This is a genomic window from Undibacterium sp. FT79W (assembly GCF_014284215.1).
Taxonomy (GTDB): Bacteria; Pseudomonadota; Gammaproteobacteria; order Burkholderiales; family Burkholderiaceae_D; genus Undibacterium; species Undibacterium aquatile.
On sequence record NZ_JACOGB010000001.1, the window covers coordinates 554,993 to 570,719 of the forward strand.

Annotated in this window: 14 protein-coding genes; 7 read left to right on the forward strand and 7 right to left on the reverse strand. The window is 49.3% G+C overall.

Annotated elements, in window-relative coordinates; genetic code table 11:
• The first annotated feature begins 127 nt into the window (after positions 1-127).
• The 4 genes from H8K38_RS02415 to H8K38_RS02430 are packed head-to-tail and all read left to right on the forward strand — an operon-like array spanning position 128 to position 3,766.
• Positions 128-1,057, forward strand: coding sequence for a branched-chain amino acid ABC transporter permease (locus tag H8K38_RS02415; protein ID WP_186883172.1), 930 nt, complete (start codon positions 128-130; stop codon positions 1,055-1,057).
• A gap of 11 nt (positions 1,058-1,068) precedes the next feature.
• A complete protein-coding gene (locus H8K38_RS02420; protein ID WP_186883173.1) occupies positions 1,069-2,259 on the forward strand; it encodes an ABC transporter ATP-binding protein in 1,191 nt (396 codons plus the stop codon).
• A gap of 11 nt (positions 2,260-2,270) precedes the next feature.
• Positions 2,271-3,041 (forward strand): ABC transporter ATP-binding protein, encoded by a 771-nt coding sequence (locus tag H8K38_RS02425; RefSeq protein ID WP_186883174.1) that lies wholly within the window; start codon positions 2,271-2,273, stop codon positions 3,039-3,041.
• Positions 3,041-3,766, forward strand: coding sequence for an ABC transporter ATP-binding protein (locus H8K38_RS02430; RefSeq protein WP_186883175.1), 726 nt, complete (start codon positions 3,041-3,043; stop codon positions 3,764-3,766). Before H8K38_RS02425 ends, H8K38_RS02430 begins: the two co-directional genes overlap by 1 nt.
• An 85-nt stretch (positions 3,767-3,851) precedes the next feature.
• Here the strand turns inward: H8K38_RS02430 and H8K38_RS02435 are convergent, their stop codons facing one another.
• A complete protein-coding gene (locus H8K38_RS02435; RefSeq protein WP_186883176.1) occupies positions 3,852-4,418 on the reverse strand; it encodes a phasin family protein in 567 nt (188 codons plus the stop codon).
• 346 nt (positions 4,419-4,764) lie between these two features.
• Between H8K38_RS02435 and H8K38_RS02440 the strand changes: the two genes are divergently transcribed.
• From H8K38_RS02440 to H8K38_RS02450, 3 genes are all read left to right on the forward strand, one after another.
• Positions 4,765-5,202 carry a thioesterase family protein gene (locus H8K38_RS02440; RefSeq protein WP_186883177.1) on the forward strand — a complete coding sequence of 146 codons (438 nt, stop codon included), beginning with the start codon at positions 4,765-4,767 and terminating at the stop codon, positions 5,200-5,202.
• The gene (locus H8K38_RS02445; protein WP_186883355.1) at positions 5,202-5,897 is read left to right on the forward strand and encodes a nitroreductase; all 696 of its coding nucleotides are present in this window, start codon (positions 5,202-5,204) and stop codon (positions 5,895-5,897) included. The genes H8K38_RS02440 and H8K38_RS02445 overlap by 1 nt, the downstream gene beginning before the upstream one ends.
• A 108-nt stretch (positions 5,898-6,005) precedes the next feature.
• Entirely contained in the window at positions 6,006-7,025 is a 1,020-nt protein-coding gene (locus H8K38_RS02450) for a serine hydrolase (protein WP_317889270.1), read from the forward strand.
• 227 nt (positions 7,026-7,252) lie between these two features.
• Here H8K38_RS02450 and H8K38_RS02455 read toward each other — a convergent pair whose 3' ends face one another.
• The 6 genes from H8K38_RS02455 to glnE all read right to left on the reverse strand — a co-directional run bounded on the left by H8K38_RS02455 (position 7,253) and on the right by glnE (position 15,514).
• Positions 7,253-7,798 carry a cytochrome b/b6 domain-containing protein gene (locus H8K38_RS02455; RefSeq protein ID WP_370587042.1) on the reverse strand — a complete coding sequence of 182 codons (546 nt, stop codon included), beginning with the start codon at positions 7,796-7,798 and terminating at the stop codon, positions 7,253-7,255.
• On the reverse strand, positions 7,782-8,054 hold the full coding sequence (locus H8K38_RS02460) for a PepSY domain-containing protein (RefSeq protein WP_186883178.1): 273 nt from the start codon (positions 8,052-8,054) through the stop codon (positions 7,782-7,784). The genes H8K38_RS02455 and H8K38_RS02460 overlap by 17 nt, the downstream gene beginning before the upstream one ends.
• 36 nt (positions 8,055-8,090) lie before the next feature.
• The gene (locus H8K38_RS02465) at positions 8,091-8,774 is read right to left on the reverse strand and encodes a Fe2+-dependent dioxygenase (RefSeq protein WP_186883179.1); all 684 of its coding nucleotides are present in this window, start codon (positions 8,772-8,774) and stop codon (positions 8,091-8,093) included.
• Positions 8,775-8,787: 13 nt separating this feature from the next.
• Complete coding sequence (locus tag H8K38_RS02470) at positions 8,788-9,969, reverse strand: alpha-hydroxy acid oxidase (protein WP_186883180.1); 1,182 nt, start codon at positions 9,967-9,969, stop codon at positions 8,788-8,790.
• Between the two features lie 75 nt (positions 9,970-10,044).
• Complete coding sequence (locus H8K38_RS02475; protein WP_255422792.1) at positions 10,045-12,414, reverse strand: TonB-dependent siderophore receptor; 2,370 nt, start codon at positions 12,412-12,414, stop codon at positions 10,045-10,047.
• Between the two features lie 349 nt (positions 12,415-12,763).
• Positions 12,764-15,514, reverse strand: coding sequence for a bifunctional [glutamate--ammonia ligase]-adenylyl-L-tyrosine phosphorylase/[glutamate--ammonia-ligase] adenylyltransferase (gene glnE, locus H8K38_RS02480; RefSeq protein WP_186883181.1), 2,751 nt, complete (start codon positions 15,512-15,514; stop codon positions 12,764-12,766).
• Between the last annotated feature and the right edge of the window lie 213 nt (positions 15,515-15,727).

Sequence of the window (15,727 nt, forward strand, 5' to 3'; positions counted from 1 at the left end):
CCCCCTGAGTAAAGGGAGCCGTTTTTTGTTAACAGGAATGATTTTTGCTGATTACGAACTAGCTTATCCAGTTCAAAGTCGTCGTTTAGCTGAAATTCCGATTCGTTTATAGAGAGAGATGCGAAATATGGATACCTTTATCCAACAAATTATTAATGGGCTTGTCTTAGGTAGTATGTATGCTCTGGTTGCCCTGGGGTACACCATGGTCTATGGGGTGCTGAATCTGATTAACTTCGCACACGGTGATGTGCTGATGGTGGGCGCGATGGCGGGGCTGAGTATCATCAAGCTTTTGCAGGTCTATGCGCCCGGACTTCCTGGTTTCGTCATGTTGCTGATTGCAATTATTGGCGCAATTCCTGTATGTATTGCTGTCAATCTGCTTATCGAACGTGTGGCATATCGCCGTTTGCGCAATGCACCTCGTCTGGCTCCATTGATCACGGCAATTGGTGTTTCACTTCTGGTGCAGACCTTTGCCATGATGATCTGGGGGCGTAGTCCTATCTCATTCCCTTCTGTCATGCCGACTATCCCTGTTGAGGTTGGCGGTGCCGTGATTTCTCAGGTGCAAATTTTACTGCTGGTACTGGCTACCGTGGCGATGATAGCGCTGGTGCTGCTGGTAGAAAAAACCAAGATGGGACGTGCAATGCGGGCGACGGCTGAAAATCCCCGTGTTGCTGGCTTAATGGGTGTTGATTCGAATAAGGTGATCGTCGCCACGTTTGCAATTGGTGCCGCACTTGCTGCCATTGCAGGCGTAATGTGGGCAGCCAATTATTCGTCTGCACAGTTCGCCATGGGATTTGTACCAGGCTTAAAAGCCTTTTCTGCGGCAGTATTAGGCGGAATCGGTAATATTTATGGTGCGATGGTTGGTGGCATCATTCTTGGGTTGATCGAAAGTATGGGAGCAGGATATATCGGTGATTTAACCGGAGGTGTACTCGGTAGCCAATACCAAGATATTTTTGCTTTTATTGTTTTGATTATCGTACTGACATTGCGACCATCCGGCATCATGGGTGAACGCGTTGCTGACCGTGCGTAAGGGGAAGATCAATGTCAACTATATTTGATGTCAAAGCAAATCCTAAAAAGGCCTACACCAGCTTTGCAGTGTTGGGGGTAGTGCTGCTTCTTTTCCCGTTTGTTGCTGCAAATTTTGGTAATTCCTGGGTTCGTATTATCGACTTCGCGTTGCTCTATATCATGCTGGCGCTTGGTTTAAATATTGTGGTCGGTTTTGCCGGGTTACTCGATCTTGGCTATATCGCGTTTTATGCGGTAGGCGCTTATCTGGCAGCACTTTTCGGTTCACCACAGTTTGCGACTGTTCTGGCGTCGTTTGTTGAGAATTACCCGGCACTCGGGAATTTTCTGGTAACGCTGTTTGGCCCGGAAATCGCACAAAAGGGTATTCATCTTTCGGTCTGGATCATTATTCCTTTTGCTGCAGCCATTGCGGGCTTATTTGGTGCATTGCTTGGTGCGCCTACATTAAAGCTGCGCGGCGACTACCTTGCGATCGTGACGCTGGGTTTCGGTGAGATCATCCGCATTTTTATGAATAATATGAATGCGCCGGTCAATATCACGAACGGACCTCAGGGGATCAACATGATTGATCCGGTCAGTGTCTTAGGTGTTTCACTGGCAGGTGAAGCGGGTTCCAATGCGACGATTAATCTGGCTGGTTTCAGCATGCCATCGGTGAATGCCTATTATTTCCTGTTCTTATTTTTGTGTATAGCCATTGTGATTGTATCGACACGTTTGCAGCACTCGCGTCTTGGAAGAGCCTGGGTAGCGATTCGGGAAGACGAAATCGCTGCAAAAGCGATGGGTATCAATACGCGTAACGTGAAATTGCTGGCGTTTTCCATGGGCGCATCGTTTGGCGGTATTTCTGGCGCCATGTTCGCGTCGTTTCAGGGATTCGTTTCACCAGAGTCTTTTTCTCTGACAGAGTCTATGGTGATTCTCGCCATGGTCGTACTGGGGGGCATCGGTCATATACCTGGCGTGATTCTCGGCGCGATTCTGATCGCGGCATTACCTGAAGTGTTACGTCACGTGGTTGAGCCAGTGCAGATGTTGATATTCGGAAAAATCTGGATTGATGCTGAGGTATTGCGCCAACTGTTGTACGGTCTGGCAATGGTGGTTGTCATGTTGAATCGTCCGGCCGGTTTATGGCCTGCGCCGAAACATGAAGACAGAATGGCCAAAACGAATGACGCAGCAGCATAAGGAAGATCAAGATGACTGAACAAACAATGTTGAAAATTGAAGGTGCGAACAAGCGTTTTGGTGGTTTGCAAGCATTGTCAAACGTAGGGATTGACATCAAGAAAGGTCAGATTTACGGTTTGATCGGCCCGAATGGCGCTGGTAAAACAACTTTTTTTAATGTGATCACCGGCTTGTATCAACCTGATACCGGCAGCTTCGAGCTGGATGGCAAGCCGTATTCGCCTTCGGCACCGCATGAGGTCGCTAAGGCGGGGATTGCCCGTACCTTCCAGAATATCCGTCTGTTTGGAGAAATGACTGCGCTCGAAAACGTGATGGTGGGGCGTCATATCCGTACCAAGCAAGGTGTTTTTGGCGCTATATTTCAACACGCTGCTGCGCGTGAAGAAGAGGCGGCAATCCGTCGCCGGGCGCAGGAATTGCTCGATTTTGTCGGTATTGGACAATTCGCCGGACGTACATCCAAGTTTCTTTCTTACGGTGATCAGCGCAGACTTGAAATTGCCCGCGCATTAGCAACTGATCCGAAATTACTTGCTCTTGATGAGCCTGCGGCTGGTATGAATGCGACTGAAAAACTCGCACTTAGAGAACTGTTGGTGAAAATCAAGGCCGAAGGAAAGACCGTACTCTTGATTGAGCATGACGTGAAATTGATGATGGGCCTGTGTGACCGTATTACCGTATTGGATTATGGCAAACCGATTGCAGAAGGTGTTCCGGCTGATATTCAGAAAAATCCTGCGGTAATCGAAGCATATTTGGGAGGTGCTCATTAATGGCTGACAACATTTTAAAGATCAGTAATCTGAAGGTTGCTTACGGTGGGATTAAGGCCGTTAAAGGCATAGACCTTGAGGTGAATAAGGGCGAATTGATCACGTTGATTGGTGCGAACGGCGCGGGGAAAACCACCACGTTAAAAGCGGTCACCGGTACTTTGCCGAGCTGTACGGTGGAAGGTGATATCTTTTACTTAGGCAAATCCATCAGAGGAAAAAACTCTTTTGAACTGGTGACGAACCATCTGGCAATGGTACCTGAAGGACGAGGCGTCTTTACCCGTATGACGATTCTTGAAAATCTGATGATGGGTGCTTTTACCAGAAATGATAAAGCCGGTATTGAAAGTGATATCGATAAATGGTTCTCGATTTTCCCCCGACTGAAAGAACGCTCTGCTCAACTGGCAGGCACCCTTTCCGGTGGTGAGCAACAGATGCTGGCGATGGCAAGAGCATTGATGAGTCATCCTGAATTATTGTTGCTGGATGAGCCTTCAATGGGGTTGTCACCCATTATGGTTGAGAAGATTTTTGAAGTAATCAGAAATGTTTCTGCGCAGGGTATTACGATTTTGCTGGTAGAACAAAATGCAAAATTAGCTCTGCAGGCCGCTCATCGTGGTTATGTGATGGAGTCAGGCACCATCACCATGAACGGTAACGCCAAAGACATGCTGGATGATCCAAAAGTTCAGGCGGCGTATTTAGGCGAAGCCTGATTATTTCCCTTCATAAAAAAAGCCCCGGAAACTTCCGGGGCTTTTTTTACAACTGAAGCCCCTGAATGTCGGGGCTTATATACGTTTATTTCTTTGTAGTACGAGGAGTCGCTTTTTCTGTTGCTTGGGAGATTTGTGCGACTGTATTGTTCAGATTAGCTTCTATTGCGTCCACGGCTTGTTTAGTGGTTTTACTTAATTGCTCATATCCGGAATTCATATTCGTGATCGCTGTTTTAAAAAACGAAACGAATTGTTCTGATCCTGCAGGCGCATTTTTCGAAACTTCATCAAACAATGCCTGAAACTTGCGGTTGCTTTCAGTTATTTGTGCTTCTGCAGCATGCGTGAGTTCTGCTTGTGCGGCAGATGCTATTGATGTCAGATGGCGACTGTAGTCGAGTAATTTTTCTGCACTTGGCTGAGCGTGTGAACTGCTCAGAGCAAAAAATTCCTGAGGATCTTTTGCTGCCAGCAATTGTTTTGTGGTTGCCGCAGATGATTCAAATGAGCTTTTAATTGCATTCAGATTCAATTCAATTAATTTCTCAACACCTTCGAAGGTTTTACCGCTCAGGTTAGAAAATAACGCTAGTTGTGCGTCTAAGTTTGCTTTAGTTGCATTGGAAAGTTGTTCAGGTACGGAAAACATGATGATCTCCTGTTTAAAAGGGGGAATCAGATAGAGGGTGTTTTCAGCATTTATTGAAACAGAACAAATACAATCGATAAATGCAGTCGTTCGTTAAATTTGTGCATTGCAGTAATTATTATATTGCTTCATCGCGCTTAATCAAGCGTAATTATGCAATTAATGCAATATTTTAACGTCTTCATTTTTGATCAAACTCTGACCTTGCCTGCGGAGTCAGGAGAAATGTCGATTCTCAACGCGTAGTCTCCCTTTTCTGTATGACAGGATAATGAATTTGTAAGCTTATGTTAGACTTTTATTCCAGTCAAAAGCGGCCAACTGAGCCGATGTAAAAAGGGGACTAATGAAGATACAAGCGAAAAGCCGTAGCGACTTCCGCCATTTCCATGAAATAACGACGCGCTGGATGGATAACGATGCGTATGGTCATGTGAATAATGTGGTGTATTACAGCTGGTTTGATACCGTCGTCAATGAATTTCTGATCAGTCATCAGGTACTTGATGTTGAGAAAAGTAATGTGATTGGGCTCGTGATAGAAACTCAGTGTAATTATTTCGCTTCCGTCGCTTTTCCTGACAAAGTGACCGCCGGTGTTTCTGTAAGTAAATTGGGAAATTCCAGTGTGCGTTACGAACTGGGTATTTTTAAAGCAGATGAGACTGAAGCGTGCGCACAAGGTCATTTCGTCCACGTCTATGTGGATAGGGCGAGCCGCCGTCCGGTCCTGCTCCCAGACGCTTTGCGCTTACTTTTGCAATCAATAAAAAGTGATTCATGATGATAGCTTCCCCTTCCCAGCAAATTGTTGATCAGATTATTACTGAACGCCGTTCGGTTCGTGCATTTTTACCTGATTTAGTGGCGTCCGAAGACATACAGCGCATTCTTGAGGTGGCATCGCGCGCACCATCCGGGAGCAATACGCAGCCATGGAAAGTCTATGTATTGACGGGCGATAGTCTGACGCAGCTGTCTGAAAAAATTCTGCATGCCCATCAACATCCCTCGACAGAAGAGCCGCATACTGAGGAATATAATTATTACCCCGTAAAATGGGTCAGTCCCTATCTGGAGCGGCGACGTAAAGTTGGTTGGGACTTATATGCCTTGCTTGGACTTGCCCGCGAGAATAAGCAAGGGATGCATGCCCAACATGGCAGGAATTATGCTTTTTTTGATGCACCGGTGGGATTGATTTTCACCATTGATCGCGTAATGGAACAAGGCTCCTGGTTAGACTACGGCATGTTTTTACAAAATATCATGCTTGCAGCAAAAGCCCGTGGTCTGGATACTTGCCCACAGGCCGCTTTTACCCAGTATCATAAAATTATCCGTGAGCAACTACAGTTTTCTGAAAATGAAATGCTTGTTTGTGGCATGGCTTTGGGTTACGCAGATACGTCGAAAGTGGAAAATACGCTGGTCACTGAACGTGAGTCTGTATCTGCGTTCGTTAAATTTTTAACATGATGTATTGCTTCAAAAACTTACGCTAAGTTATTAATTATCTTGCGATTTTTTTGAGATTTGCTAAACTGCATCAAATTTTTTGGCATATTTTAATAGGAGTTAGTGACAGTGAAATTTGCCCGTCAAGCTTTAATCCTCTCTTTTGTTAGTCTGTTCCCCGCCACGATTTTATCGGCGCAGGCGACCGAACATAAACACACCTCGCATAAGAAGCATATTGTCCACAAAAAAGTAGTCAAAACAGCCGCTGCAAAAACGACTAAACGTTATGCTGTTGTTAACGGTAAACGCAGGGTGATCACTGAACGTGTTGCGGCGGCACCTGTGGTGCCAGAAAAGCCCAGTGTTGGCGATACTGTAGGACTCAATCATTCACACGATCCTTTAGCCTTACAGTCAAACGTTGCCTACGTGGTTGATCAGGCGAGTTCTAAGGTCTTGTTTGAAAAAAATTCCAATGTATCTTTGCCGATTGCCTCCATTACCAAACTCATGACGAGTCTGGTTGTCGTTGAAGCGAATCAGGATTTGAATGAGCTGATAGAAATTACAACAGATGACATCGATAAAGAAAAGGGAACAGGCTCCCGTCTGAAGATCGGTGCGAAGTTGTCGCGCTCAGATATGTTGCATATCGCTTTAATGAGTTCTGAGAATCGCGCTGCATCGGCGTTAGGGCGGAATTACCCAGGTGGCTTGCCTGCCTTTGTCAACGCGATGAATGCGAAAGCGCACCAACTGGGAATGTCGGAAACGCACTATGTTGATTCCAGTGGTTTATCGAGCCAGAACCGTGCGAGTGCAAAAGATCTGGTCAAGCTGGTTAATGCGGCGTATCAGCACCCTGTCATTCGCGAGTATTCAACTGACTCCAAATATGTGGTCAATCCTGGCGGTCGTCAGCTTGAATACGGTACCTCGAATAAACTGGTCTCGAATCCTGCATGGGAAATCGGTTTACAAAAAACCGGTTACATTGCAGAGGCTGGTCGCTGCCTGGTAATGCAGGCGATGATAGAAGGTCGTGCAATTGTCATGGTATTCCTTGATTCCAAGGGAAAATACTCTCGTCTGGCAGATGCTGGCCGTATTAAAAAATGGCTGGAAAGCGCTAAACCACAAGTCTGATTCTGCGCTTGATCAATGCTGATTTAACCGATATCAGCACGGATGGCATCACCGATTTTTTGTCTGTGATGCCATCAAATAACTTCTGATTATCTCCACATCTTCCACGCATCTGCATTACGTCATCAATATGTTTGAGGCTCCGCTGTAGCTAGCTCAGATATGCGAATCCCTTGTTCATTGTTCTTATAGTCCAGTTTTTTAGGGCTGACATCCCTATTGAGTCGTCACTCAATATCATCGTCACCAGCAGGTGCTTTCTTCCCGGTGAGCATGGCGGCGATCAGGTTTTCATGATGCTGCCAACTGGTAAATAAGACGCCGCTGATATGCAAAGCAATCAGTCCGATTAAGGCCCAGGCGATAGTGGTGTGTAACAGCACCGGCCACGCATAGCCCCACAATAAATCGGTGGTCGTGAGCCAGCCGCTGACAACGAGCAGGCCGACACAGCTCAGCAATGCAATGACCATCCATCCGCCCAAAGGATTATGTCCCAGATAGCGAGCTGCATGACCTTGTACTACTTCACGCAGATACTGCAGCGTCAGCGGGGCAGGACGAACGAATTGCCGGAAGCGGGCATAACGGTTGCCAGTAAAACCCCACAGTAGCCGCAGCAAAACGATCATGCCGGCACCGTAGCCAATGTATTCGTGCGCTGAGCCAGTACGATGGCTGCTGATCCAGGCTGCTGTAATCGTTGCAACCAACAGCCAGTGCAGCAGGCGTACTGGCAAATCCCAGATTGACTGCTTAATTTTCTTCAACACGCTTGAATGTCACCGGATCAAAAAAAGCCTCGATGCGCTTGCCTTGCGGATCTTTGGCATAGACTTCGTAGCAGCTTGAAGTCATTTCCATGCGGCGTATAACCCAGCCTTCCTTGGTCAGTTTCTGGTGTAATTCTGTGTGTGGTCGCCATTCCGATTTGGGCTGGCTCGTACACTTCACATCTCCGTGGGCCAACGCATAGCTTGCTGAAAAAGCGAGAAGCAGCGGCATAATTTTTTTGATTATCGATGTCATACAAACTCCTTGGTGAAGGTAATGCTCAATAGTTAATCAGGTAATCGACCAGCGGCGCAGCAGGTTATGGTAAATACCCGTGAGTTTCAGCAAACGAGGATCATTTGCGTCAATGGACGGTGTCAGTTTTTGTATGGTTTGATCGAGGTCGAACAGCATCGCACGTTCGCCTTCATCGCTGACCAGGCTTTCTATCCAAAAAAATGAAGCGACTCTGGCGCCTTCGGTGACTGGCATGACCCGGTGCAGACTGGATGATGGGTACAACACCATGTCGCCGGCTTCCAGTTTGACTGCCTGCACACCGAATTCTGTTTCGATCTCCAGCTCGCCGCCTTCATATTCATCCGGCTCTGCCAGAAACAATGTGGCGGATAAGTCGGTGCGCAGGCTCAGATTGGTGCCGGGTATCTGCATGATCGCACTGTCCACATGCGTGCCGTAGGTGCCGCCGTCAGCATAGCGATTGAATTTTGGTGGATATATTTTGCGCGGTAACGCCGCCGAGACGAACAGCGGATTATTCCCGAGCGAACGCAGAATATGGTTGCCCAGGCTGATTGCGACTTCAGTACTATCATCAATCTGTGCATTACGTTTGACGTTACGCGCCAGTGTTCCTGCTGTTTTGGTGCCGTCATTCCACTCAGCATTATCCAGATAGTGACGGAATTGTTTTACTTCATCCTTACTCAATACGTGATCTATAGTAATCAGCATAATTTCATCTCATTTATTCGTGACTGTTGTCGTGAGGTGGAAAATCAGTCGACGTGGCCGACGTGCCACATCGCACTAACGCGCCGCGATTGATTTCCTTCAGTGTCGCGCAACCTGCCAGCGACATACATATTTCGAGTTCTTCACACAGCAGCTTGATCATGTGGGCGACGCCCAGAGCACCAGCGACACTCAGTGCGTACATTTGCAGACGGCCTATGAGAACGGCATCTGCACCCAATGCCAGGGCTTTGAATATATCGCTGCCAGAGCGTATGCCGCTGTCAAGCAATAAGGGAAAACTGGTGCCGACGGCAACACGAATGGCAGGTAGCGCATCGAGGCTGGCAGGGGCGCCATCCAGACTACGCCCGCCGTGATTCGAGACGATGATGCCAGCCACGCCCATGTTTTGCAGTGCGCGTGCATCGTCGGGATGTAACACACCTTTTACCCAGACTGGCAGCGATGTCTGGGTCATCAGCCACTCAAGATCTTTCCAGGTTGGCGCGTCGCGCATGATGCCCTGAAAGACGCGGCTTTCACCGGGGCTGAGAGTGATGTTTGCAGGTGCAGTATGATCGCGCAGATTGGCTGCCACACAGTCTTGTGGCATACGAAAGCCTGCGCGCTGGGCGCGTAAGCTGGCAGCCTGAATCGATGCATCTAAAGTGACGACAATGGCACTGTAGCCTGTATTTACTGCTCTGTTGATGAGATCCAGTGTGTCATTTTGTTGCGGTTGAAAATACAGCTGGAACCAGCGCGGCGAGCCACCATTACTGGCGACAGTCGCAACGTCTTCCATGCGGACGGATGACAGCGTGCTGCTGACCATACAGCTCTGCATCGCCTGCGCAGCACGGGCAGTATCTATTTCTCCGGCCGGATGAGCGAGTTGCTGAAACGCGACCGGTGCCATGAAAACCGGGTGGGGGAATGTTTGCTGCCCCAGCGTCAGCCGGGTGTGACCAGCGGTGACATCTCGTAGCAGACGGGGATAAATGGCCCATAGTGCGAAGGCGTTCAGATTTGCCGCGACAGTGATGTCGCGACCACAACCACCGGCAACATATTCATAATTGGGGAGCACCATGAATTGTTGCGCCAGACGCTCGTAATCCTGTGCGCAGCGTATGTCCGGTGGAATAGTGCTGAGCGCAGCTTGCGCCGTTGCGGTGGTTGTATTAGTCATATCAGCAAATGTCGGGCACGTGCCCGACATTGTATCGAACGTTATGAAGCGTTGATGATGGTTTTTGCAGCGAACTTACATTTCATAGTTCAGCGTTAACCGGACTGCACGGGCATCGCCTTTATACAGGAATGAGCCGGAACGATAAACCGCCGTGTAGTAGTCCTTGTTCGTAGCGTTTAATACGTTCACGCGCAGATCCAGTTTTTTGGAAAAACGATACGCTGCAAATACATCGTAGACAGCAAATGACGGCACCGGTTGCGAGCAATAGCCAGTCGCAGTGTAACCAGCCGCAGTGTCTGGCTGGCCACCACAACGGTCGCTTTCGTAGCGGGCAGTAGCACCGAACGAGAATGCGTTTGTCAATTGATACTTGGCTTGTGCAGAGAATGATTTTTCAGCAAAGTTACTCAAAGGGCGACCAATATTTGATGTCGTTGCAGAATCCAGCACTTTGGATCGCAAAATCGCCAGACCGACTTGTGCTGACAGTTTTTCAGTCACATCACCAGCGAGGCCAAACTCTATACCTTGTACACGATTTTTACCTGTGTTGAATGTACCGATGGTGTCGTAATTGGCGCCTTCCATCACATCAGATTTTTTGGTCTGGAATATCGCTGCCGTTGCGAGTAATTTGTCGTCAAACAGATTCCACTTGGCACCCAGTTCCAGATTGATCGAGGTTTCAGGTTTAGCACCTGCGATCTGATTTTGATACAAGACAGCGCCACCGTAACCGCTGCTGGTACCGGCATCGGCTTCACCGCCGTTGATATCCTGTGCACTTGCCATGCTGCCGTAGACGATCAGTTTTGGCGTGACTTTATAGCTCAGCCCAAGGTGACCGTTGACCAGTGTATCGTTGTAGCTGTAGTCGCCAGTGATAGCGGCTGTAGTATTGTTGCGGCGGATCAGTGACAGGTCAAAATAATCGGCACGCAAACCACCAAATGCAGTGAAGCGATCGGTCAGATCAACGGTATCCATCGCTGTCAGTGCGATCGTTTTTACCTGCCAGTTTTGAGTCCAGCCCTGACGGGTGCCGTTGCGGCCTGCGAGTGTATTCAGGTTGCTGACTGGCACACCATTACTATCAGTAAAGCAATAGCCATTATTCGCGCCGATACCTGCGGTTGTTTTACAGTTAAAAGCGCCGCTGTTGCTGACGGCGAAGTTACCAGAAACCACTTTATGATCAGTGTATTCTGCGCCGAAGATGAATTCGTGTTTCAGACCCAGCAGTTCTTTATCCCAGCGCAGATTACTTTGATGCGCGAAATAGTCAACATCCTGCCAGCCGGTATGGCCGTTATCAAGCACACCTGTCGTGTACGCTTTGCCCGTCGCACCATCGTAACGGGTTGCACTGGATGCGCCGGTCGTGACATAGGAATTACCGGATTTGCCATAACGTGTCAGGCTGTTGAGCGTGAGCGCCGGTGCGATTTTCCACTTGACGCGTGCGGTCAGCGTATCGACATCAGATTTCAGGAAGTCATTGGCTTGCGCATAGACCGGAACATTTTTTGCCGGAACGCGGTCAGGTACGGTGCCAACCAGATAGTAACCAAGATCCGGTGCTTTATCTTCTGTACGCAAACCGTAGTAATCCAGCGTCACAAACAGATTTTCATTCGCTTCCCACAGACCTGACAGTGCCACACCTTTACGATTGCGGTTTGATGGTGAACGGTCTGGTATGCCTTCATCACCGTAGAGAACGTTGGCACGCAAAGCGAAGTTATCACCAAAGCCTTTGTTAATATCGGCAGTCACACGTTTTTGATTGTCGGTACCTGCACCGATAGACACTTTGGAGAAATCTTTATCTAAAGTTGCCTGTTTCGTGATGGCATTCACCGCACCGCCAGCACTGCCGCGACCGGCAAAGCTGGAGCTTGGTCCTTTGGAAATTTCCAGCTGTTCAATTGCGAAACTTTCGCGTGTCGTCATTCCCGGGTCGCGCAGACCGTCAACGAATACGTCACTACGGGCTTCCTGGCCACGAATGATGTAACGGTCGCCAAAGGCGTTACCATTTTCGCCGGTACCGAGGGTAATGCCCGGCTGTGCGCTCAGAATCTGTTTCAGTTCAGTCAGGCCGGAATCATCAATAGCAGCTTTAGTAATGACAGAAATGGTTTGTGGTGTCTCGGCCAGCGGGCGGGTGTGACGGGAATCTCCAGATGTTTTTGCTTTGTAAGGCACGCCCGATTCTGCATTCGGGTTCGGATCCAGTGCTTTGCCATAAATTTGCACTTCTGGCAGTGCCTGCGTTTTGTCATCGGCAGGTTTTGCTGGTGCTGTTTGCGCCATCGCCACTAATGGAATAAACATCGCGGTGGAAATGCCCATGGCAATGCTGGTTTTATTCATAGAAATGAATGTCGTGTCATTGATGCGTAGGCTATTTGGCTGGCGCGTTTGCTTATTTCTCAAGGTGTGCTCCTGGTTGAAGTTAAAGGTTTGCGCGTAGTGTAAACAACATTTTAATTAATGTAAATAGGAATTAGTCTCATTTGCATTGTTGTTACTTATTCCCTTGATGAGTGCACGGTTATGGTATTGGCGCTTGTGTGTGAGGTTTGGGCGCAAATATAGTGCCGTTGATTGTGGAAAAACGGAACGCGCCAACGCATGTCTGCTGCCGCGATTAACTGAGCAGGCTGCATGCGTTGGGAATGACGCTGGAGGAAATGCCGGCGGATAGTCGCCGGAGTCAGATATAGGCCAAAGCGTTGCGATGTCGGCTGTGCCCTGTATTTGGAAGATAAGCTTAGAGACGGATTTATGCCGGTGTGATGTCGTCGCCAAACAGTGACGCCCATAATTGCCGCGTTGCTGCTACTTCCTGAGTAACTTTTGTGACGGCAATGCGTGCACGGTCTTCCCCTTGCAGGCGGATGCCATGTTGCAATTTGCGCAGCCAGCGGTAAGCTTTGGCGGTTTTTCCTGCCAGATCAGCATCAATCAGACCGAGTTCGCCACATAGTTTCAGCAAGGCGATATTGCCGATATTGGCTGTGAGTTGCGGATATTGATGGGCATGTCTGAGAACCAGATACTGCACCATAAATTCGATATCGATCATGCCGCCAGCATCATGCTTGAGGTCAAATAATTCGCTGCGGTTAATGTTTGCGTCACGCATTTTTTTACGCATACTGACGACTTCCTGCGATAACCCGGCAACATCTCTGGGCTGACGTAATACCTGATCGCGGATACGTTCAAATTCCTGCGCGATCATGCCATCACCAGCACAAAAGCGGGCACGGGTCAGTGCCTGATGTTCCCATAGCCAGGCGGATTTTTCCTGGTAACGGGCGAAAGAACCGAGCGAAGACACCAATAAGCCGCTCGCACCGTCGGGACGCAGCGCAATATCAATGTCGAACAGTATGCCCGCCGGTGTATGGCTGGTCATCCAGGTGATGAAGCGCTGTGCGAGTTTGGCGTAATTGCCGGGCGCTTCCTGATCGTCATCGTCATACAGAAAAATCACATCCAGATCCGACGCGTAACTGAGTTCTTTGCCGCCCAGTTTGCCGTAGGCAATGACGGCAAAGCGCGGCACCTCGCGATGTCGGCTGGCGATGGTTTCCCATGCGGCTTGTATCGTCGCCGCTACGATCAGATCAGCGAGTCTGGAGAGTTCATCGGCCAGATGCTCAACGCTGAGTTGGCCTTCCAGATCTTGTGCCAGCAAGCGGAACTGCATTGCATGGTGCAGCTCACGCAAGGTTTCCATCTGGCGTTCCGTGTCACCCTGGTGCTGGCTGAGCTGTCGCTTCAGATCCTGCTCAAAACTGCCCCAGTCGGGACGTTGGTGCAGCGATGACTCATCGAGTAGTTCATCCAGCAGGATAGGGTGGCGGGTCAGGAACTTGGCGGCCCAGTCGCTGGCTTCCATCATGCGGATCACGCGTGCCAGCGCATGCGGATATTCAGTCAGCAAAGACAGATAGGCCGAGCGGCGTGCAATGGTTTCGAGAAAATCGAGCAGGCGGTTCCAGCAAGCCAGTTGCATTTCTTCTTGTCTGGCAATCTGGGGCAGCGCATTGTTGATCAGCGCAATCATTTTATTGCGGCTGGATTCTGACAAGCTCTGAATTTTCCCCGACTGCCAACTGGCGATCAGTCTGCGTGCAACATCGCCCGCCTCATGAAAGCCCGCGTTGCTTAATTGTGATGTCAGTAATTCTTCGCTGTCGCTACTGCCGAGATTCGCTGTTAGCAGATATTGGGCGGCTTCCGTGCTGTTGTCTGCTTTCTCTTTAAAAATGGCGTCGAACTGTTCTGCGACAAAGGCGCGATGCGGCTGCAATTGTGCCAGCAGTTCTTTCACACTCTGGCAACGCATCATTTGCGCAACGCGCAATTGGTCTTCTGTTTGCGCCGGGAAGGTATGCGTTTGCGCATCATCCAGATATTGCAAACGATGTTCGAGGTTGCGCAAAAAAGTGTAAGAAGTAATCAACTGTTGCACCATCCGGGTGTCGAGGATCCCTTTTTCGGCCAGTGTTAGCAACGTGTTGCGGGTCGAGCGGTCACGCAGGCTGGTGTCGCGGCCGCCGCGTATCAGCTGAAATACCTGCGCCAGAAATTCTACTTCACGGATGCCGCCGCGTCCCAGTTTGACATTGTTGCTGCGTTCCGGATGTTTGCTTTCCTGGCGTACCACTTCGGCACGGATCTGTGCATGCATGGAGCGCAGCGAATCAATCGAGCCGTAATCGAGATAGCGCCGATAGACAAACGGGCGGATAATTTTTTCCAGCGTCGCAATGTCTTCTGCTGCGCCAGTCATGGCGCGAGCTTTGACCCAGGCATAACGCTCCCATTCGCGCCCCTGAATCAGGAAATATTCCTCAACCATACCAAAGCTGGCGACCAGCGGCCCGGAGGCGCCGTTCGGGCGCAATGCCATATCAACGCGGAAACTGAAACCGTCTTCGGTCACTTCAGAAATGGCGGCAATCAGCTTTTTGCCGAGGCGGGTGAAATATTCATGATTCGACAAGCTGCGTTGCGTGCTGTCGCTGGTAACGGTGTCGCCATCTTCGGCATAGCAAAAGATCAGATCGATATCCGACGACACATTGAGTTCATAGCCGCCGAGCTTACCCATGCCGAGCACGATCATTTCCTGCACGCGGCCGCTGTCTTCCCCGGTCGGTGTGCCGTATAAACTCTGCATTTCAGCGCTGAGTGCTGCCAGATGCTGCTGCACGACGAAGTCGGCAAATTCACTGATCGTCGTCACCACTTCGTGCATGTCTGCGTCGCCGCACAGATCGCGCTTGATCAGGGTGCAGACGACGAGGTTGCGCAAACGACGCATGGCTTTGTTCAGCGTCGCACCAGATGAAATTTCTTTTTGTAAAATCTGAGCAAAAATTGCCGGGGTCAAGGATAATCTTGAAATCTCGTCCAACATTGTCTGACGGTCGCTGCCGCCTTGCAGCCAGCGTTGCAGGAAGCGGGATGCATTCAGAATATCGGGGATGTCAGCTTGGTCGGGTGGCGTGAGAGTCATAGTCAGTCGTCGGGAAAGCGCGGTGTCGCAGTGTTGCTTCGATTCTAAGTCATCTTGATCGGCTGCGGGCGTCTTAATCAAAGAAGTGTGAAGTTCCTCCTGGAAGGCATAAATATACTCCGGGGGAGTATTATTTAAAGCCCAATATTTCTGCGGACAATTGGGCGAAATGAAGAAAAATATAGGGGAGTATGTTGAAAATAGCGGTATATC